Source organism: Frankia sp. AgPm24 (assembly GCF_023243055.1).
GTDB lineage: Bacteria > Actinomycetota > Actinomycetes > Frankiales > Frankiaceae > Frankia > Frankia umida.
Genome location: NZ_JALKFW010000002.1, coordinates 22,885 through 42,365 on the forward strand (window position 1 = coordinate 22,885; position 19,481 = coordinate 42,365).

17 protein-coding genes are annotated in these 19,481 nt (G+C 71.3%); 11 read left to right on the top strand and 6 right to left on the bottom strand.

All coding sequences use genetic code 11. The features are described 5' to 3' along the window. Positions 1-137 precede the first annotated feature (137 nt). The 7 genes from miaB (at position 138) to MXD61_RS00990 (ending at position 7,098) form a co-directional block, all read left to right on the top strand. Positions 138-1,709 carry a tRNA (N6-isopentenyl adenosine(37)-C2)-methylthiotransferase MiaB gene (gene miaB, locus MXD61_RS00960; protein WP_308222655.1) on the top strand — a complete coding sequence of 524 codons (1,572 nt, stop codon included), beginning with the start codon at positions 138-140 and terminating at the stop codon, positions 1,707-1,709. Continuing rightward, positions 1,706-2,560, top strand: coding sequence for a hypothetical protein (locus tag MXD61_RS00965; protein WP_248810864.1), 855 nt, complete (start codon positions 1,706-1,708; stop codon positions 2,558-2,560). Before miaB ends, MXD61_RS00965 begins: the two co-directional genes overlap by 4 nt. Then, on the top strand, positions 2,541-3,449 hold the full coding sequence (locus MXD61_RS00970) for an alpha/beta fold hydrolase (protein WP_248810866.1): 909 nt from the start codon (positions 2,541-2,543) through the stop codon (positions 3,447-3,449). Before MXD61_RS00965 ends, MXD61_RS00970 begins: the two co-directional genes overlap by 20 nt. Before the next feature lie 253 nt (positions 3,450-3,702). After that, positions 3,703-4,602 (top strand): tRNA (adenosine(37)-N6)-dimethylallyltransferase MiaA, encoded by a 900-nt coding sequence (gene miaA / locus MXD61_RS00975; protein ID WP_248810868.1) that lies wholly within the window; start codon positions 3,703-3,705, stop codon positions 4,600-4,602. A gap of 101 nt (positions 4,603-4,703) precedes the next feature. Further along, the gene (locus tag MXD61_RS00980; protein WP_248810870.1) at positions 4,704-5,645 is read left to right on the top strand and encodes an EAL domain-containing protein; all 942 of its coding nucleotides are present in this window, start codon (positions 4,704-4,706) and stop codon (positions 5,643-5,645) included. Positions 5,646-5,686: 41 nt separating this feature from the next. Then, positions 5,687-6,685 (top strand): diaminopimelate epimerase, encoded by a 999-nt coding sequence (gene dapF, locus MXD61_RS00985; RefSeq protein WP_248810872.1) that lies wholly within the window; start codon positions 5,687-5,689, stop codon positions 6,683-6,685. Then, positions 6,682-7,098: a VOC family protein gene (locus tag MXD61_RS00990; RefSeq protein ID WP_248810874.1), complete on the top strand. Its 417-nt coding sequence runs from the start codon at positions 6,682-6,684 to the stop codon at positions 7,096-7,098. Before dapF ends, MXD61_RS00990 begins: the two co-directional genes overlap by 4 nt. Positions 7,099-7,128: 30 nt before the next feature. Here the strand turns inward: MXD61_RS00990 and MXD61_RS00995 are convergent, their stop codons facing one another. Then, positions 7,129-7,941 carry an AraC family transcriptional regulator gene (locus MXD61_RS00995; protein WP_248810876.1) on the bottom strand — a complete coding sequence of 271 codons (813 nt, stop codon included), beginning with the start codon at positions 7,939-7,941 and terminating at the stop codon, positions 7,129-7,131. A 262-nt stretch (positions 7,942-8,203) separates the two neighbouring features. Between MXD61_RS00995 and hflX the strand changes: the two genes are divergently transcribed. Beyond that, positions 8,204-9,664 (top strand): GTPase HflX, encoded by a 1,461-nt coding sequence (gene hflX, locus MXD61_RS01000; protein WP_248810878.1) that lies wholly within the window; start codon positions 8,204-8,206, stop codon positions 9,662-9,664. A gap of 74 nt (positions 9,665-9,738) precedes the next feature. Here hflX and lexA read toward each other — a convergent pair whose 3' ends face one another. Next, on the bottom strand, positions 9,739-10,503 hold the full coding sequence (lexA, locus tag MXD61_RS01005) for a transcriptional repressor LexA (protein ID WP_163547422.1): 765 nt from the start codon (positions 10,501-10,503) through the stop codon (positions 9,739-9,741). A gap of 310 nt (positions 10,504-10,813) precedes the next feature. Here lexA and MXD61_RS28280 point away from each other — a divergent pair, with 310 nt between their 5' ends. The 3 genes from MXD61_RS28280 to MXD61_RS01020 all read left to right on the top strand — a co-directional run bounded on the left by MXD61_RS28280 (position 10,814) and on the right by MXD61_RS01020 (position 15,439). Next, positions 10,814-11,272, top strand: coding sequence for a LysM peptidoglycan-binding domain-containing protein (locus tag MXD61_RS28280; RefSeq protein ID WP_248810880.1), 459 nt, complete (start codon positions 10,814-10,816; stop codon positions 11,270-11,272). Between the two features lie 346 nt (positions 11,273-11,618). Continuing rightward, on the top strand, positions 11,619-12,245 hold the full coding sequence (gene nrdR, locus MXD61_RS01015) for a transcriptional regulator NrdR (protein WP_248810882.1): 627 nt from the start codon (positions 11,619-11,621) through the stop codon (positions 12,243-12,245). Between the two features lie 290 nt (positions 12,246-12,535). Further along, a complete protein-coding gene (locus MXD61_RS01020) occupies positions 12,536-15,439 on the top strand; it encodes a vitamin B12-dependent ribonucleotide reductase (protein ID WP_248810885.1) in 2,904 nt (967 codons plus the stop codon). Positions 15,440-15,590: 151 nt separating this feature from the next. On the opposite strand, the gene MXD61_RS01025 is transcribed toward MXD61_RS01020, so the two are convergent. From MXD61_RS01025 to MXD61_RS01040, 4 genes are all read right to left on the bottom strand, one after another. Further along, entirely contained in the window at positions 15,591-15,905 is a 315-nt protein-coding gene (locus MXD61_RS01025; RefSeq protein ID WP_308222656.1) for a hypothetical protein, read from the bottom strand. Between the two features lie 193 nt (positions 15,906-16,098). Further along, positions 16,099-17,331: a type II toxin-antitoxin system HipA family toxin gene (locus MXD61_RS01030; RefSeq protein ID WP_248810887.1), complete on the bottom strand. Its 1,233-nt coding sequence runs from the start codon at positions 17,329-17,331 to the stop codon at positions 16,099-16,101. Next, positions 17,324-17,647 carry a helix-turn-helix domain-containing protein gene (locus tag MXD61_RS01035; RefSeq protein ID WP_248810889.1) on the bottom strand — a complete coding sequence of 108 codons (324 nt, stop codon included), beginning with the start codon at positions 17,645-17,647 and terminating at the stop codon, positions 17,324-17,326. Before MXD61_RS01035 ends, MXD61_RS01030 begins: the two co-directional genes overlap by 8 nt. A gap of 463 nt (positions 17,648-18,110) precedes the next feature. Further along, positions 18,111-19,448 carry an amylo-alpha-1,6-glucosidase gene (locus MXD61_RS01040; protein WP_248810891.1) on the bottom strand — a complete coding sequence of 446 codons (1,338 nt, stop codon included), beginning with the start codon at positions 19,446-19,448 and terminating at the stop codon, positions 18,111-18,113. Positions 19,449-19,481: the final 33 nt, after the last annotated feature.

A 19,481-nucleotide genomic window follows, 5' to 3' on the forward strand; every position in this document is an offset into this window, starting at 1 on the left:
CCGACCTGTCGCAAACACGAGCAAGTGCACGTGATGTCGGCAGTATGTCGATCGTTCCCGCAAACGTCGCGATGACGCGCCGTCGTCGGTGGGCGCTGTCATGATGTGCCCGCTCGGGTCCCCGTAGGCTGGTAGGTGTGACCGGCCGCAGTTACGAGGTACGCACGTTCGGATGCCAGATGAACGTTCATGACTCCGAACGGCTCGCCGGGCTGCTCGAATCCGCCGGCTACGTCCCGGCGGCCAGCGGCGCCGAGCCGGACGTCGTCGTGTTCAACACCTGTGCCGTCCGGGAGAACGCCGACAACCGGCTGTACGGCAACCTCGGCCAGCTCGTGCCGGTGAAGAAGGGCCACCCCGGCATGCAGATCGCCGTCGGCGGCTGCCTGGCGCAGAAGGACCGGGCGACGATCCTGCGCCGCGCCCCGTGGGTCGACGTGGTCTTCGGCACGCACAACCTGCACCGGCTGCCGGTGCTGCTCGAACGCGCCCGACACAACGCCACCGCCCAGCTGGAGATCGCCGAGGCCCTGGAGGTCTTCCCCAGCACCCTGCCGACGCGGCGGGCCAGCCATCACGCGGCGTGGGTCAGCATCAGCGTGGGCTGCGACAACACCTGCACCTTCTGCATCGTGCCGAGTCTGCGCGGCGTCGAGCGGGACCGTCGGCCCGGCGACGTGCTCGCCGAGGTCGAGGCGCTGGTCGCCGAGGGCGTTCTGGAGATCACCCTGCTCGGCCAGAACGTCAACTCCTATGGCCGCTCCCTCGGTGATCCGGGCGCGTTCGCGAAACTGCTGCGGGCCTGCGGCGCCGTCGAGGGCCTCGAGCGGGTGCGGTTCACCTCGCCGCATCCACGGGACTTCACCGACGACGTCATCGAGGCGATGGCCACGACCCCGAACGTCTGCCACCAGCTGCACATGCCCTTGCAGTCCGGTTCGGACGCGGTGCTGCGCCGGATGCGCCGCTCCTACCGGCGGGACCGCTACCTCGGCATCATCAGCCGGGTCCGCGCCGCGATGCCCGACGCCGCGATCACCACCGACATCATCGTGGGCTTCCCGGGCGAGACCGAGGCCGATTTCAGCGACACGCTGGACGTCGTGCGCGAGGCGCGCTTCTCCGGCGCGTTCACCTTCCAGTACTCGCCGCGCCCCGGCACCCCCGCGGCCACCATGGACGAGCAGGTCGACCGGGCCACGGTCACCGAACGCTACGCCCGGCTGGTCGCCCTCCAGGACGAGATCTCCTGGGCGCACAACCGCGCGCTGGTCGAGCGCCGGGTCGAGCTGGTGGTCGCCGAGGGCGAGGGTCGCAAGGACGACGCCACCGGGCGACTGTCCGGGCGTGCCCGCGACGGCCGGCTCGTCCACTTCCGCGCCGCCGAGCTCGCCACCGGCCCGCTGGATGAGCACCCGAGGGCCATCGCGGCGGGCGACATCCGTCCCGGGGACGTGGTGGAGACCGTCGTGACCAGGGGCGCACCGCACCACCTGACGGCGGACGGGCCGGTGCTCGCCTGGCGGCGGACCCGCGCCGGGGACGCCTGGGAGCAGTCCAACCAGGCGACGACGCCCACGGCGGCGAACCGGCCGGGCGTCTCGCTCGGCATGCCGGCCCGCCGACCCGACCCGACTTCACCGCAGCCGCCGGACGCCGCGCCGGTGGACGCCTGCCGCGTCGGCGTTCCCGCGGCTGGTCCGCGGTGACGTTCGTCGCCGCGGCGGTCTGCCCGCATCCGCCGCTGCTCGTCCCCGAAGTGGGTGGGGCCGAGCCGGTGGCGGTGCGTCCGATCGCACTCGACGCGGTGCGCCGGCTGGCCGCGGCGGGCCTGGACCGGATCGTCATCGTCGGCGACACCGGCTCCGAGGCCGTGACGGTGGCCGCGCCCGAGACCGGCGGGATCGAGTACGGTCCCACCGCCACCGGCACGTATGCCGGCTACGGCGTGGACCTCGTCGTCCCGCTCGCCCACGGCCAGGCGGCACCGCCGGAGGCGAACCCCGACCCGTCGCTGCCCCTGTCCCTCACCGCTGGTGCCTGGCTGTTGGCGAACAGTGGTTTCACGGGTGCCCGCACGGCGCTGGGCGTGCCGGCGGCGTACTCACCGAGCCAGGCCGCCAAGCTGGGGGAACGTCTGGTCACGGGCAGCGCGCCGGACGAGCGGCTCGGACTGCTGGTGATGGGCGACGGTTCCGCCCGCCGCGGCATCAAGGCCCCCGGCCATCTGGACGAGCGGGCGGCGCCCTTCGACGCGGCCGTCGCGGCCGCCCTGGCCGGCGTCGACCCGGCCGGCCTGCTCGACCTCGACCCGGTGCTCGCCCGCGACCTGCTCGCGGCCGGACGCGCATCCTGGCAGGTCCTGGCCGGCGCCCTGCTCGCCGCGACCACCGGTACCACCGCGAGCGCCGCATCGGCTGGTACCGCCGTGAGTCGGGACGACACGCGCCGCGCGGTGTGGAACGGCGAGCTTCGATACGACGACGCGCCCTACGGTGTCGGTTATCTAGTAGCCGTGTGGATCCGGGGGGATGCGGGTCGTGAGGAATTGCGCGTGTGACCTGCCAGCGGGGATTCGGCGTACCGAGGTAGCGGGGCTGGCCGCACTGCGGGCCGAGGTGCCGGCGGGTCCGGTGGTGCTGCTGCTCGCCGGGTTCGCCGCGAGCAAGGAGGACTGGCTGCCGGTCCTGCCGGCGCTGGTCGCCGCCGGGTTCGACGTGACCGCTCTGGATCAGCGCGGCCAGTACGAATCGCCCGGGCCGGACGATGTCGAGGGTTATGCGCTGACCGCGCTCGCCGGGGACGTCCACCGGGTGGCGGCGGCGCTCGGTGGCGGACCGGTGCACCTGGTGGGGCACAGCTTCGGTGGTCTGGTCGCGCGGGCCGCGGTACTCGCCGAACCCACCGCGGTGCGCACGCTGACCCTGCTGTCCTCCGGGCCCGCGGGTATCGTGGGACGCCGCCGCGCGGCGCTGCGCAGGGTCGCGCGGGTACTGCGCCAGGATGGGCAGCCTGCGGTGTGGGCGACGTTGCAGGCCGTCGCACGCCCCCGCCCCGACCACACCGACGCGTTTCTGCGCCGACGTTTCTTCGCGCATCACCGCGCGGGCCTGGTCGCGGTCAGTGACCAGCTGCTGTCGGCCCCCGACCAGGTGGACGAACTGGCCGCGGTGGCCCGCCTGGCGGGGCTGCCCGTCCTGGTGGCACATGGTGACGGCGACGATGGCTGGCCGGCGACCGTCCAGGCCGACATGGCCCGGCGACTCGCCGCCCTCTACGAGGTGATTCCCGCCGCCCGCCACGACCCGGCCGCCGACAGCCCGCAGGCCCTCGCCGACCTCCTCATCCGCTTCTGGCAACCCGACAACCAGGCCCAGGCCGAAGCCCAGGCCGAGACTCGGGCCCATGCCGAGGGCCATGCCCAGGCCCAGGTGTCCGGAGCGGCCTGAACCGCCCCGCGTAGCTCCCGGCCGCCGCGCACGGCCCGGGCGACCATCACATATCGTGATCTTCTGGCCGGACGGGTGACTGTCGGTGCCCGGGGGTCCGTTATCGGCGGTGGGGGTTGGCCGGAGATCCACCGGGAGCGGCCTGGGCCCGCCGGCATCCGGTGGCCGTGGCACGATCCTGATCGTGACGAACGGGTCGGCGAGTGCGGGGAGTACGGAGAGCACGGCGGGCGCGGGAGGTACGCGGCGGCCGGTGCCACGGGGCCCGGTGGTGGCGGTGGTGGGGCCCACGGCGGCGGGCAAGAGCGACCTGGGCATCGAGCTCGCGCTCGCGCTCGGCGGTGAGGTCGTCAACGCCGACTCGATGCAGCTCTACCGTGGGATGGACATCGGTACCGCCAAGGTCCGCCTGGACGAGCGCCGCGGCGTGCCGCACCATCTGCTCGATGTCTGGGACGTCACGCACGCCGCCGATGTCGCGAGTTTCCAGCTGGACGCCCGGCGGGTGATCGACGCGCTGCTGGCGGCCGGACGGGTCCCGGTGCTCGTCGGCGGCTCGGGACTGTACGTGCGGGCCGCCCTGGATGATCTCAGTTTTCCGGGCACCGACCCGGTGGTGCGCGCCCGGTGGGAGGCCGAGCTGACCCGCCGCGGCTCGGGGGAGCTGCACGCGGAGCTGGCCCGTCGGGCGCCGCGGGCCGCCGAGGCGATCCTGCCCAGCAACGGTCGGCGGATCGTGCGGGCCCTTGAGGTCGTCGAACTGACCGGGGATTACGCGGCGACCCTGCCGGAACAACGCGCGGTCTATGACGTCGTCCAGATAGGCGTGGACCGAGACGATCTCGACGAGCGCATCACCCAACGGGTGGACAGAATGTGGAACGCGGGTTTTCCCGATGAAGTGCGTCAGTTGGTGGAGGGCGGTCTTCGGGAAGGTCGCACGGCGTCACGTGCGCTCGGATACGCTCAACTCCTCGCCTGGATGGACGGCGCAATGGAGTCCACAGATCAGGCCAAGCTGGCCACAATTTCCGCGACGCGGCGTTTCGCCAGGCGGCAAAGATCCTGGTTTCGCCGGGATAACCGGATATCGTGGCTGAACCAACCGGACGTCACACAGGCGCTGCGGCTGGTGGTTCGATCTGACGGGTGACCGGTTCGTCCGATCGCCGGAGACGTGGTCGTCGCAGGGCCGCGGCGGCGTGGAATCCGGCCCGCGGCGGCCTGTCCCGCGCGGCGTCTGGAGAGATCGCTGTGACCGTGCCCGCCACCGCCGGTGGTCTGCCACCTGACCTGGCTCTCGTCCCCGCGCTCTACGCGGCCTTCGACGATGGCTCGCTGCGGCTGCACTTCCAGCCCGAGGTGGATCTGCGCAACGGTTCGGTGCCCGGGATGGAGGCGCACCCGCGGTGGCAGCATCCCGAGCGGGGGGTGTTGGGTCCCGCGGAGTTCATGCCGATCGCCGCGGCGGCCGGGCTTGTCCACCAGGTCGACCAGTGGGTGCTGCGGATGGCGGTGACCGAGGCCCGGACCTGGCATCGGATGGCGGTCGGCACCCCGATCCGTCCGCCTCGGCTCTGGGTGAACATCGACGGGCGCCAGCTGGCCAGCCCCGCCTTCGTCACCGAGGTGGACCGGCTGATGTCCGGGCGGCTGCTGCCCGCCGGCGCGATCGGCCTGGAGTTCAGCGAACGGGCGCTGGGCCTGGCCGCTCCGGTCGTGCCGGGCCTGCTGGCCCACCTGCACGCCCTCGGCGTCGCGCTCGCGGTCGAGTCGTTCGGAACCTGGTTCGGTTCCCTGGCCGTGCTCGATCTGCTGCCGCTCGACCTCGTCAAGCTGGACGGTCTGTATCTCCAGGCCACCATGCGTGACCTGGAGGGGGAGGCGGTCGTGGCGGCGATCGTCCGCCTCGCGCACAGCCGGGCGCTGACCGTCGTAGCCGACGGCGTGGACTCCGCCCGCCTCGCCACCCGGGTCCATGACCTGGGCTGCGACCGTGCCATCGGCCCGGTGTTCTGCCCGCCGGTCCCCGTCGAGGACGCCCGGATGATCGCGCTCGGCCGGGGCCGCCCGGAGCGCTGGCACCGTCCGTCGCAACGCACCGACGAGCGGCTGCGAGCCTGGGTGTCGGCCGCCGGACCACGAAGCGGAGCCGAACCCAGCCAGACCGAACCGCAGCGGGCTGAACCGCGTTGAGCCGGGCTGAGCGGCCGCGGGCACGCCCGTACGATGTGCCGGTGCGCGATGACCAGCAGCTGCGGTTCGTCAAGGGGCAGGGCACGGGCAACGACTTCGTGATCCTGCCCGATCCGGACGGCGATCTGAACCTGACCCCGGAGCTGGTCCGGGCGTTGTGTGACCGGCGTACCGGTATCGGCGCGGACGGTGTCCTGCGGGTCGTGCTGTCGGCCGCGGCACCGGAGGCGGTGCCGTTCGTCGGTTCGGCCCGCTGGTTCATGGACTACCGCAACGCCGATGGTTCGCTCGCCCAGATGTGCGGCAACGGGGCCCGGGTGTTCGCCCGCTACCTCGTCGAGGCCGGTTATGTCCGCCCCGGCGGCTTCGTGCTGGCGACCCGGGCGGGCCTGCGCCGCGTCGAGGTGCCGCCGGTCGGGGACGTCACCGTGGAGATGGGCCCGCCGTCCTTCTCCGCGCGGGCCGCGGCGGGCCCGTCCGCGCCGCCGGTCAGCGTCGCCGGGCGGGAGTTCGACGCGGTCGCCGTGTCGATGGGCAACCCGCACGCCGTCTGTTTCGCCGACGATCTGGACGTCGCGGCGCTGCGTGGCCTCGACCTGAGCCGGGCGCCGCGGTTTCGCGCCGACGACTTCCCCGAGGGAGTCAACGTCGAGATCGTCGTGGATCGCCCGGGTGGCGGCGTGGCGATGCGGGTCTACGAGCGCGGGGTCGGGGAGACGGCCTCCTGCGGCACGGGGGCCTGCGCCGTGGCCGTGGCCTGGGCCGACCGCCATGGTCGCCGCCCCACCGGGGCGACGGCTGCTTCTGCGGGCGACGGCGGTGGTGCCGGTGCCGGTGCCGGTGCTGGTGGCGGTGAGGTCGAGGTGGCGGTGGACGTGCCCGGCGGGGTGCTGAACGTTCGGTGGCGGGCCGACACGGTGTTGTTGCGGGGGCCGGCCGAGCTGGTCTTCGACGGGGCGGTGCGGATCGGGATGCTCGGCGGTACGGGTCCGATTCCGACAAGACCGGCGCCGGCGGGCGAGCCTAGCCTGCGGTCATGACAGCCACCTTCAACGGCACTGGACTGATCGTCTCCGACCTGGCCCGCAGCCTGGCCTTCTATCGTCGGCTGGGGCTTGCCATCCCGGCCGACGCCGACGCCGAACCGCACGTCGAGGTCGTCCTGCCCGGCGGGCAACGGCTGTTGTTCGACACCGAGGCCACCATCCGTTCCTTCGATCCGGCCTGGGCGCCGGCCAGCGCCGGTCAGGGTCGGATCAGCCTCGCCTTCGCCTGCGAGGGCCCGGCCGAGGTCGACGCCGTCCACGGGGATCTGGTCGCTGCCGGGTACGAGAGTCACCTGGCGCCGTGGGACGCCTTCTGGGGCCAGCGTTACGCGAGCGTCGTCGACCCCGACGGCAACACCGTCGACCTGTACGCACCGCTCGCGGCCACCGTCCCGGCGAGTTCCTGACCACGGCTCGTCCACCTGGTTCGTGGGCCGTCAACGCGGCGGCGGCGCGTCCACGGTCGGTGCGTCCACGCTGCTCGGTGCGTCCACGGTCGGTGTGACCCTGGCGGAGGCGAGCAGGTCGGTGGCGGTGAGGCCGGTGAGCGCCCGTACCTCGTGGGCGAGATGGGCCTGGTCGGCGTAGCCGGACAGGGCGGCCGTCAGGGCGAGTCCGTGGCCGGACCGGGCGGTGCGCAACGCCTCCTGCAGACGCAGGACGCGGCCCAGGGTCTTCGGGCCGTAGCCGAAGACCCGCCGGCTGCGGCGCAGCAACTGGCGTTCGCTCAACCCGACCGACCGTGCCAGCGCGCCCACCGTCACGCGCGCCCGCACGGCGGACACGATCGCCGGCGTCATCGGGTCGGACAGCCGCGTATCCGGTTGCCGTTCGAGCAGCGCCGTCTGGATGGCCAGCGCCCGGGCCGCGGTCTGCGGCCCGGCGGCGGCGACCTGGTCGGCGAGACGCCGGGCCGGGCCGTCGCCCCACAGCGCGGCCAGGTCGATCCGGCTGTCGCGCAGCGCCGCGGCCGGGGTGCCCAGCCGGGCCGGACCGTGACCGGGATCGAACCGGACGCCGACGTGGTGCACCCCGGATGCCCAGGGCACGACGGTGGCGGCCGTATCCGGACCGGCGACGATCAGCCGGCCATCCGAGCTCCAGATGATGTCGATGCCGCCGTCGGGAAGCACCCGGTGCGCCTCGCCGGCCTGACCACCCGGGCCGGCGTGGATCGCCCGATCGGGCCGGTCCGATCGGGCGATCCAGACGGTGGCCGGCAGCCCGATGGCGCGGCGCTCGCGATACACGAGCCCGACGCTACGCGCCATCTCGGCCGACCGGCGGCGTGGCACGAAGCATCGACCGGGATCGAACACCGCCGGAGATCCGCCCGAAACCATTCGCGATCGCCGCGTCGGCGTGGGACCCTGGCAGACGACGGAAGGACGACCGCCGCCCGCGGTACGCGGGTCGCGCAGCCCTTCCGATGGTCGCCGCACACGCGCGTGACCTGGCCAAACGAAGCGACGCGGAATGCCGCGGCAGCGGGCCGCGTTGAGAACGGATGGTATGACACTTCCTGCCGACGCCCTGGATGCGTCCACCATGGACAGATCACTCATCGAACTCGCCGACGACGATACGGCGGCGCTTTCTGGTTTCTTCGCCGATTCGGGTGATGGTTTCGACCTGGCGGATCGCGTGGCTCTGCGCCGCGTGCCGGGCCTGGCGACCGAACTCGAAGATGTCACCGAGGTCGAGTACCGGCAGCTCCGACTGGAGCAGGTCGTGCTCATCGGGGTGTGGACGTCGGGCTCGCTGCGGGCGGCCGAGGCGTCCATGGCGGAGCTCGCGGCCCTGGCCACGACGGCGGGTTCGGCCGTGCTCGACGCCCTCGTGCAGCGCCGCGACCGGCCGGACGCCGCGACCTATGTCGGCTCGGGCAAGGCGCGGGAACTGGCCGAGGTCGTCGCCGCGACCGGTGCCGACACGGTGATCTGCGACGGTGAGCTCACCCCGGGCCAGCTCCGTCAGCTCGAGGAGATCGTCAAGGTCAAGGTGATCGACCGTACGGCGCTGATCCTCGACATCTTCGCCCAGCACGCCACGTCCCGAGAGGGCAAGGCTCAGGTCGAACTCGCCCAGCTGCAGTACATGCTGCCGAGGTTGCGTGGCTGGGGTGAATCCATGTCCCGGGCCGCCGCCAGCGGCGGTGGTCGGGCACCCATCGGTACCCGCGGCCCCGGTGAAACCAAGATCGAGACGGACCGGCGTCGGCTGCGGGCGCGGATGGCCCGGCTACGTCGTGACCTGGCCGAGATGTCGACCGTGCGGGAGACCAAGCGTTCGTCGCGGCGCCGCGGCGAGGCGCCGTCGGTGGCGATCGCCGGCTACACCAACGCCGGCAAGTCCTCGCTGCTCAACCGGCTCACCGGTGCCGGAGTGCTGGTGGAGGACGCGCTGTTCGCCACCCTCGACCCCACCGTGCGCCGGGCGACCCTGCCCGACGGGCGGGCGTTCACCCTGACCGACACGGTCGGGTTCGTCCGTCACCTGCCGCACCAGATCGTCGAGGCGTTTCGCTCCACTCTGGAGGAGGTCGCCGATGCCGATCTCATCCTGCACGTGGTCGACGGCTCCGCCGCGGATCCGGCCGGGCAGATCTCGGCGGTGCGGGAGGTCCTCAACGACATCGACGCGGGCGGCGTACCCGAGCTGATCGTCGTCAACAAGGTCGACGCGGCCGAACCGACGGTGCTGGCCGAACTGCGTCAGCTCGCTCCGGACGCGGTGTTCATCTCCGCGCGCACCGGAGACGGCCTCAACGCGCTCGTCGAGGCCCTGAGCCTGCGGGTGCCACATCCGGACGTGGAGCTCACGGTCCTGCTCCCGTACACGCGGGGTGACCTCGTCTCGCGGATTCACGCCATCGGCGAGGTTCTGAGTCAGGAACACACCGGTGACGGCACGCGCCTGACGGCTCGGGTCTCACCGGCGCTCGCCGCGGATCTCGACATGTTCCGCGCCTGAGCGGGGGCCGGGCACCCCGGCATTGACCTCCACCCGAACTGGCCGGCCGCCCCCAGGCGGCCGGCCATCGCCCGTCAGACCCGGCGCAGCACCGCGACGATCCGGCCGAGGATGGACGCGCCTTCACCCGGGATGTCACTGAAGCTCGGGTTCTCCGGGTGCAGCCACACCTTGCCGTCACGCACCCGCAGGCGCTTGACCGTGGCCTCACCATCGATCATGGCGGCGACGATCTCGCCGTTGTCCGCCACCGGCTGCTGGCGCACGACCACCCAGTCGCCGTCGCAGATCGCCGCGCCCACCATCGACTCGCCGACGACCCGCAGCAGGAACAGGGTGCCCTCGCCGACGATCTCCCGCGGCAGCGGGAAGACGTCCTCGATGGCCTGCTCGGCCAGGATCGGCCCACCGGCGGCGATCCGCCCGAGCACGGGCACGTATGTCGCCTGCGGATCGCTGGCGGCACCGGGGGCGGCCGGCGCCTCGCCGGGGAACGCCGGCACCACTGTCGCGGCGCTCCCACCGCCACCGGCGCGGCGCGGGCGGTCGGCGCCGAGCACCTCCATCGCCCGCGGCCGGTTCGGGTCGCGCCGGATGTAGCCCTTCTCCTCCAGCATCTTCAGCTGGTGCGCCACGCTGCTGGTACTGGTGAGCCCGACTGCCTCGCCGATCTCCCGCACACTGGGCGGGTATCCGCGCCGCTCCACGGCCGCCCGGATGACCTCGAGCACCTTGCGCTGCCGGGGGGTCAGTCCGGGCGCGTCCGCGGGGTTGTCCGGGAAGGGCCGCACGTTGCCGCGGGCACCGCCTCGGCGCGTTCCCCTGCTTTGGGTGGTCATCGCTTACCGCTCTCCTCGTCGCATACCGCGTAGTGGCCGGACGGCAACCCCAGGTCGCGGACCGTGATTCCACGCGATCGCTGGTCACCTGGGGTGCCCAGCCTCGCCACGGCGTGCAGTGTCCGCGACCGGGGGGGATCGTCCGGTCCACACCTGATCGTCTTGACGGTAACCGGATGGTCGCGGAATCTCAAACGTCTGTTCGAGCGTGTCTCTTCCTCTCCCCGCGGGCCCGTGTCACAATCGACCAGTAGTTCGATCGAACGGGAGTTCGTAACCGGCTCCTGTCCGCTCGCTCCGGGAGGTTGTCGTGAGTGTGGACCACGCGACGCGGGTCGTCGATCTGGCGGTGGTGCGGGCCCAGCGGCGCGGTGGCGCCGGCGGGTGGGCGTGCCATCCGTCCACGGGGTTCCGGGGCGCGATGGGGGCTTCCGCAGCCGTGGCGGCGTCCGGGGGCGTGGCGGGTTCCCGGGTCGGGGGTGGCGCCGAGCCGCCGTTGAGGCTGACCCGGCGGGGTCGGGCGGTCGTCGTCGCGGTCATCGCGCTGTGTGTCGCGGCCGCGCTCACGGTGATGGTGCCGCGTGCGTCGCTGGTGCGGGCGGATGAGCCGCGGCGCGGGCATCTGGTCGTGGCGGGGGAGACCCTCCGGGAGATCGCCGTCGCGCTCGATCCCGATGCCGACACCGGGGCCGTGGTCGATCGGCTGATGCGGGTCAACCACCTGTCCTCGCCCGATCTCGTGCCCGGTGAGTTCCTGCTGCTGGAATGAGGTCGGCGCGGTCGCGAACGCCGGCTGGAGCGGGCTGTGCCGGTCGTGGCGGGGCGTGGCGGCCGGGTACCCCCGACGGGTCGAACACCCTGAGTCCTCGGCCTGGCGGCCGGCCGGTTGTCGCGGTGACCTGCCGGTATCCCACGGTCCCGGCCGGCACGGCGGTGCTCGCGGACGGTTGCGGACCATCCGCGCACGGGTGTCCCAGCGTGGCACTGCGGGGGGTCGTTGTCCCAGCCATGGTGTGGTGCGCTAGGGTTGGGCACAACATCTGGTGCGTCGAGAGTGGCGTCGAGAGTGGCGTCGAGAGTGGTCGTGCCGGTCCGGGCTGAGGAGGCGTCAACGCGTGCGGTGCCCGTTCTGCCGGCACCCGGACAGTCGTGTCGTCGACAGCCGGGAAGCCGAAGAAGGCTCGGCGATCCGCCGGCGGCGTTCCTGCCTGTCGTGCGGGCGTCGGTTCACGACGATGGAGGAGGCCTCGCTGCGGGTGGTCAAGCGCAGCGGGGTGGCTGAGCCGTTCAGCCGGGCGAAGGTGGTCGCCGGTGTGCGCAAGGCCTGCCAGGGCCGGCCGGTACGCGATGACGATCTCGCCCTGCTCGCGCAGCGCGTGGAGGACGCGGTGCGCTCCGCGGGCTCCGCGGAGGTTCCCGCCGAGGCGATCGGCCGGGCGATCCTCGGCCCGCTGCGGGAGCTCGACGAGGTGGCTTACCTGCGGTTCGCGTCGGTGTACCTCGCCTTCGAGTCGCTCACTGACTTCGAGAACGCGATCTCGGCGTTGCGGGCGGAGACATCCACCTCCCGCCGCGAGCCCGTTCACCCGGCCAGTCCCGTTGACCCGGCGGGTGAGCGTCCGTTCGGCGTGGGCTCGTCCCGTTCCGCGCTCCATGGCACCGGCCCGAACGGTGCTGGTCCGCCGGGCGGCGGCGCGCGGGCGCCCGGCCCCCTGGTCGAGGTCGCGGCCGAGCACGGCTGACCGCGCCCGGCTCGCATCGCTCGTAGCTCGAGTTCTGGAAGCACGACCTCGCCACGCCGGTCCGCCCCGGTGAGTTCCGGGACGACCTGACCCCGCCGACGTGGATTTATTCCGTATGCCCCGATTCGCTATGCCGCTACGGCCCGCCCGTCCTGGGATGCCGGCCGAGTAGCCGCCGCGGTCGGTGGTGCGCGGGCATCTCAGGCACAGCGCGGCCGCCGCGTCATGGCGAGCCGGCCCGCGCCGAAAAGCAGTGCGCCGAAGAGCACAAGGACACCACGAGGAGCGTCATGACCGAAAGCCGCGGCACGAAGGCGAGCAAGGCGGCGGCCAGGCCGTCCGGGCTGAGGATTCGCCGTTCGCGGACGACCGCCGGGGTCCATCCGTACGACGAGGTCACCTGGGAGTCCCGGGACGTCGTCATGACCAACTGGCGGGACGGCTCGGTCAACTTCGAGCAGCGCGGGGTGGAGTTTCCCGACTTCTGGTCGGTCAACGCCTCCAACATCGTGACGAGCAAGTACTTCCGCGGCGCGATCGGCACGCCGGTCCGGGAGTCCTCGTTGCGCCAGCTCATCGACCGGGTCGTGCTCACCTACACCGCCGCCGGACGGGAACACGGCTACTTCGCCAGTGACGCCGATGCCGAGATCTTCGAGCACGAACTGGCCTGGATGCTGCTCCACCAGGTCTTCAGCTTCAACTCGCCGGTCTGGTTCAACGTCGGCACCTCGGCACCACAGCAGGTCTCGGCCTGTTTCATTCTTTCAGTTGATGACACGATGGAGTCGATTCTCAACTGGTATCGGGAAGAAGGGCTGATCTTCAAGGGAGGGTCGGGGGCGGGGTTGAACCTGTCGCGGATCCGCTCGTCGAAGGAGCTGCTTTCCTCGGGGGGCACCGCGTCCGGGCCGGTGAGCTTCATGCGGGGCGCCGACGCGTCGGCCGGGACGATCAAGTCGGGTGGGGCGACCCGGCGGGCCGCCAAGATGGTCGTGCTGGACGTCGACCATCCGGACATCGTCGAGTTCGTCGAGACGAAGGCCCGGGAAGAGGACAAGATCCGGGCGCTGCGCGACGCCGGCTTCGACATGGACCTCGGTGGGCGCGACATCGCCTCGGTGCAGTACCAGAACGCCAACAACTCGGTGCGGGTCACCGACGAGTTCATGAACGCCGTCGTCGACGGTCAGGACTTCGCCCTGCGCGCCCGGCTGGACGGCCGCACGATCGAGACGATCGACGCGAGGAAGCTGTTCCGCACGATCGCCGACGCGGCCTGGGGTTGCGCCGACCCGGGCATCCAGTACGACGGCACCATCAACGACTGGCACACCTGCCCGGAGACCGGCCGGATCAGCGCGTCCAACCCGTGCAGCGAGTACGTCCACCTGGACAACTCCAGCTGCAACCTGGCGTCGCTGAACCTGCTGAAGTTCCTGCGCCCGGACCGGACGTTCGACGCCGACGCGTTCGTCGCCGCCGTCGAACTGATCATCACCGCGATGGACATCTCGATCTGCTTCGCGGACTTCCCGACGCCCGAGATCACCACGGTCACCCGTGCCTACCGGCAGCTCGGTATCGGCTACGCGAACCTGGGCGCGCTGCTCATGGCCAGCGCCCGGGCGTACGACTCCGACGGCGGACGGGCGCTCGCCGCGGGGATCACCTCGCTGATGAGCGCCACCGCCTACCGCCGTTCCGCCGAGCTCGCCGCCATCGTCGGCGCCTACGACGGGTTCGCCCGCAACGCCGACGCGCACCGCCGGGTCGTGCGCAAGCACGCCGCCGCGAGTGACACCGTCCGCGCCGCGCACGGTGAGGACACCCGCGTGCTGGCCGCCGCGTCGAGGGAGTGGGCGAAGGCACAGTCCGTCGGTGACAAGCACGGTTGGCGCAACGCCCAGGTCAGCCTGCTCGCCCCGACCGGCACCATCGGTCTCGCGATGGACTGCGACACCACCGGTATCGAGCCGGACCTCGCCCTGGTCAAGATGAAGAAGCTGGTCGGCGGTGCCAGCATGCGCATCGTCAACCAGACGGTGCCGGCGGCGCTGCGCGCCCTGGGATACACCGAGGAGACCATCGAGGCGATCGTCGAGTTCATCGCCGAGCACGGGCATGTCGTCGACGCCCCGGGTCTGCGCCAGGAGCACTACGAGGTGTTCGACTGCGCGATCGGCGAGCGGGCGATCTCCCCGATGGGGCATGTCCGGATGATGGCCGCGGTGCAGCCGTTCCTGTCCGGTGCGATCTCCAAGACGGTGAACATGCCCTCGACGGCCACCGTCGAGGAGGTCGAGGAGATCTACCTCGCCGGCTGGCGGCTCGGCCTCAAGGCCCTGGCCATCTACCGTGACAACTGCAAGGTCGGCCAGCCGTTGACGGACGTCAGGGGCGCCAGGCGGGACGCGGACGCGGCCGCCGCCAGCGCCGCCGTGTCCGGTGCCGGTGCCGTGCAGGCGGCACCCGTCGCCTTCGCGGCTGACGTCGAGTACCGGCCGGTGCGCCGTCGACTGCCGAAGACCCGCCCGTCCCAGACGGTGTCGTTCGCCGTCGGTGGCGCCGAGGGCTACCTGACCGCCGGCTCCTACCCGGACGACGGCCTCGGCGAGGTCTTCATCAAGATGTCGAAGCAGGGCTCCACACTGGCCGGTGTGATGGACGCGTTCGCCATCGCGATCTCCATCGGTCTGCAGTACGGCGTGCCGCTCGAGGCCTACGTCAGCAAGTTCATCAACATGCGCTTCGAGCCCGCCGGCATGACCGACGACCCGGACGTCCGGATCGCCCAGTCGATCATGGACTACCTGTTCCGTCGCCTGGCCCTGGACTACCTCGACGCCGACCATCGCGCCGAACTCGGCATCTCCACCGCCGCCGAGCGCACCCGCGCCGTCGCCGGCCAGTACGGCGCCTCCGTCGTCCCGGCCGCTCCCGTCGACGAGGCCCCGACCGCGCCGACCGCGCCGACCGCGCACAGCAACGGGGTGGCGCACGCGAACGGGCACGGGCACGGGCACGGGCCGGAGTACGTGGCCCGGGAACTGCGTCTCGCTTCGCCCGGTGAGTCGCTGATCGCCCAGACGGTCGTCGACGCCCCGCTGTGCTTCACCTGCGGTGTGACGATGCGCCCGGCCGGCAGCTGCTACGTCTGCGAGCAGTGCGGCTCCACCAGCGGCTGCAGCTGACCGCGGCCTGTCCTCGCGCGGCTGCCCGGGGCCTGTCCCCGGGCAGCCGATCCTGACGACCGACCAGCGTCGTTTCCGGGCGGTCGCCCCGCTGGGTCGCAGGTCCACTCCGGTGCCAGTCGTGGATGGCGCCAACCGTGCTACTCACCGGCTACGGCGGGCAGGTGCGTCCAGCGGCGTCAGCCTCCCAGCGCAGGACGCGGGGAACATCCGGGTGCTCGTTGTCGATCAGGAGATGCCGCGCGGCGGTGTAGTCGAAGGCGTCGAGGAAGTAGCCGTCCGGAGAATGTGATCCTCGGCGCCGGCGGATGACCTGGGGGTTGTGGAAGCCGTCGACGCCGGCGCGGATCACTGGCCGGCCCAGGCTGGCGACCACACCGGCCGTCTCGTCCGCCAGGATGATCTTGCCGGCGGCATCGGGCCCATCGATCGCGACCCGCAGTACTCGGTCCGCAAACGTGCTCACCAACAGGTCAGCGAGTGCCCGCACCACCGAGTCGTGGGGACCAGGAGTCAACTCGCGGCACCTTTCTCATCGCGGGTTCATCGGTCAGCGATCGCACGTGTACACGTTGGCGGTCGGTGGCGACCTGGCCGGTCGGTCTGGTTGGTGTGGTCCGTGGAGTTGCGGTGATCGGGCTGGTGAGTGACGGAGTGTCTCACTCGCCACTGACGGCGCGGCCGGAAAGCAGGTTGGTGGTGAACCTGGCGATGTCGTGAGCAAGTTCGGGGTGGGCCTCGGGGTGCGGGTCCTGCGATGTCGTGAGGGCGAGCACCGTGGCCAGCGCTGCGTCGGCAATGCTGTTCGCGTCGGCGAGGCCCCAGGTATGACCCTCTGACGTGAGGTGATCGAGGGTGAGCGCGGAGTGGCGGTACTCGCCGTTGATGGCGAGGGCGACCTCTCCGTCGGTGGGTAGATGCGCCTGCGGAACGACGTCGTAGGCGGGGCTGAGCGTCATCGAGCTGTCGGGGCGGTGTACCAGCGAGATGTTCTTCGCGTGCAGGTCGAGGTTGCCGACGGCGACCGAGACGACGACAAGGATGAACAGGCGCCGCAGCGAGTCGCTGTCACCGGCCACCGCGAACACGCGGGCGATGCGTTCAAGACTGACCCGTCCGCCGTACTTCTGGTACTTCTGGTTGCCGGACGCGCCGAGGACCTGGTTGAAGTCCTCCTGGTGGAGGCGACCCTGCGGGGCGTCCGAAGCACGGTCGTAGCGTTCGATGACGACGGCGGGCACGCCGTCGAACTGTTCGATCCACGTGTCGTGGCTGGTCAGGCTGGTGGCGCGGGCGATACGTGCGCCGTATTCCTCGTCGTAGATCGTTGTTGGATGGTCCTGCGATCGCGGTTTGAGGATGTGGGTGGACGGCCATCCATCGATCACTCGGTTCCAGCCACCACCGGTCCTGGCGAGCACGATCTTGTCCTGAACGCCGGCCAGCGAGGTCTTCCCGGTGGATGGATGGTTGCCGAGCGGCTCACGCCTGACATGAGTGAGCATGTCGGCAACGCCGGCGGCGGACAGTGGCTCCAGTGTGGGTTGTTTTGGTTCGCCGGGGAGGTCCGGGTCCCAGATCTGCAGGGCGCCGGCGACATCGCGGCCATACCGGCGCAGCAGGCCGATGACGTCCCGTTCGGCGACGTCAGCCTGCTCGGCGAGCCGGGTGAGCATCCGTCCCTCGGGAAGCAGTTCTCGAAAGAAGTTCTGCCGCCGGTCCCTGCGTGTTCGGGTGGGTACCGCCGTGAACGGGATCGCCGCGGAGAGAACGGTGCTGTCGAGACCGAAGGCGGTGACGGCGGCCGGATCGGTCAGGAAGTCGAAGGTGTGCGAAGGGCCGGCGAGTACCCCCACTCGAGTTCCGTACAGATCGACGACCAGGTCAGCCATCGCCTGGACCGGTCTGATCGGAGCTGGGGACGTCGCTGGCACGGTGGTCGGCGTGGTTGCCGGTCGCAGCGTCGTCCGGGGGTGTGATGGTGGCGGCCAGTTCCATCCCGGTGGCGCGCATGGCGGCGAACAGGCGGTCCATGACGATCGATGGCTTGCCGGCCTCCAGTTCCCAGATGTACTTCTGCGTGGTTCCCAACCTGCGGGCGAGCTCGCGCTGGCTCAGCCCAGACAGCAGGCGGGCCTGCGCCAGGATGCGTCCCAGCGACTCGGCACTCGTGACCTTCCCGGTGTACGCCATCGCACCAACCGCCATCTCCACGTTGTCGACTTCGATATGACCGTCATGGCCGTTGACTACTATATCGAAGTCGCCACGCCTGGCGTAGCTATCGACGTGGTGTGCTCCGTAAAGCTGCGGTGATCGGGATGGCGGTTGGTGGTGGAGGCCAGACTGTGGCAGGACGCAGGTTCAACACCGCGGGGCGGTGTTACATGATCCCGGCTTCGGCGCGTCCGTCGGAGCTGGATGGCTACCTGAACCACCTCGGCCTGTCAGCTGGGTACGTCGTCCTGTTCGATCAGCGTCCTCAACCCGGGCCGGACAGGGACGGCCCGCTGGAGACGCGGACCAGCGCGTCAGGTCACACAGTGACCATCGCGAGGCCGACCGTCCCACCGCTTCCCGACAACCGGACCGAAGCCCTGCCGGGCTGAGATCACGGGCGGGCGGTTGCGCGCGGCCGCCCGGAGCTGGGCGACCGCGCGGGACAGGCAGGTCAGCGCTGGGTGGCGAGCAGGTCGATGAGCAGGGCGGCGGTCCAGGAGAAGCGGTTGCTGCCGGCGCCGGAGCCGTCCAGGGGGGAGTAGTACTCGTACATGGCGCCGGACGCGGCGATCACGTCGACGGTGTTGCGGCGCAGGTCGTCGGCGGCGTCGAGGCGGCCGTAACGCTCCAGGCCGTCGGCGATCAGCCAGTTCATGTTCACCCAGACCGGGCCCTGCCAGTAGCAGCGAGGCAGGAAGGCCGGGTCGTCCACCGGGACGCTGGCCACACCGAACCGCGACCAGTACCGAGGTGAGCTGATCATCTTGACCATCGCGTCGACCCGGTCGTCGGGAACGACCCCGGCGTACAGCGGTAGCAGGCCGGCGATCGTCTCGTGCCGCAACAGTGTGTGGTTGCGAAAGTCGCGGCTGTAGTAGAGCCCGTCCACGGCCAGTTGGCTGATGGCCTCGCGGGAACGGCGGATCGAGCGGCGCAGCCGGGGCGGGATGACCTCGCCGATCTCCGCCGCGATCGTCGCCAGCTGCTCGTTCGCCCGGACCAGGATCGCGTTGAACGCCACGTCCTGCACCAGTGGGACGATGGTGCGCCGGATCTCGCGGAAGTTGTAGTGGGATCGGCGCAGCTCGCGCACGATCCGGTAGAGCGTGAACAGGTCGCCGGAGGTCAGCCGTTCGTCCGGGGGGACCTCCTTGGAATCGCGGCGCAGCGCGTCGAGCGCGTCGTCGCCGTTGACGCGGCGCAGTACCCGGACTCCCAGCGGTGCGGCCGGGCGGGTGATCTCCATCCAGGTCGGGGTGTTGTCCATCCCCGACTCCCAGGAGTGCACGAGCGCCACCAGCCCGTCGTCGTCCGGGTCGCGCTCGTCGTAAAGCCACTGGTGAAAGCGCAGCAGCCCCGGGTAGAGCGCGCGGTAGAACGCGGCCCGCTGGGAGCCGGTCATCACCTCGCCCACCCGCACCGCCGCCTCGGCGATCATCGGTGGCTGGGTGACGCCGGTGCTCTGCATGCCGCCGGCCGTCGTCGTCACCCGGTCGCAGCGCCAGCGCTGCGGGCCGGCGTGGTAGAAGTCCGTGGTCTCGGCGAAGATCACGTGGGGGATCATGCCGCTGGGCCACTGGCCGCGCAGCAGCGACAGGATCTCGGCCGCGGCCCGGTCGGGGTCGAGATGGCGCAGCCCGATCGCGATGAAACACGAGTCCCAGAGCCACTGGTGCGGATACAACGTCGGCGATGGCCGGGTCACGTCGCCGAGGTCGTTGCCGCGCAGCACCGAGACCGCGGTCTCGCGTAGCGCCGCCAGCTCTGCCGGGAGGCTGGGTGCAACCATCGTGTGAGAGTAGCCGTCACACCCTGTGCGCCC